Annotated in this window: 1 protein-coding gene; it reads right to left on the bottom strand. The window is 49.9% G+C overall.

Annotation, left to right across the window (positions count from 1 at the left end; translation table 11 throughout):
- Positions 1-218 precede the first annotated feature (218 nt).
- A partial coding sequence (locus VJI77_RS07380; RefSeq protein WP_323988943.1) for a hypothetical protein occupies positions 219-489 on the bottom strand: 271 nt, incomplete at its 5' end.

The raw sequence follows: 489 nt of genomic DNA, 5'->3' as shown, positions 1-489 counted from the left end.
AGCCAGCTCAGGGGCGTCGCTGTTTACGCCTTGGAGAACACCTTCAACGACAGCGATGACGGGGACCACCGTATAGGTTTTACCCCGGAATTCTTCAGTGCGAACAGATGCGACATCTGCCGAACCCGTTGCCACTGTAAGAACTCTATCGGTCATCTTAAATCCTGCCCTTGAATGCCCTATTATACCATCAAACTGTCGGCCCAGCAAGACTAACTTTAATGGTCAAACTTACCTTCCTCGCCATTTGCAGGAAAGTTCTTGTCTATCCGGCCTAACCACCAAGTCTGGATCTTCTTGACTGCCTTGTCTGCGGTTAATGCGTATAATGCTCCTATGGCAACAGAGTCCTCCTGTTCAAATCCAACCTTGGCTTTCGTCCAAATAGCAAAAATGACCACCGCACCTGCCAGGAGTAGATCAGCAGTCACACTGCGCATTCTGACAGCCTCGCCTTCTCTGACCATTAAGCTGTATCTAGCTACCGTG

The sequence above is a fragment of the Parvimonas sp. D2 genome (assembly GCF_035282635.1).
Taxonomy (GTDB): domain Bacteria; phylum Bacillota; class Clostridia; order Tissierellales; family Peptoniphilaceae; genus Parvimonas.
The sequence above is the reverse complement of the archived record's forward strand: the minus strand, read 5'-3'. Positions and strand labels throughout refer to the sequence as shown.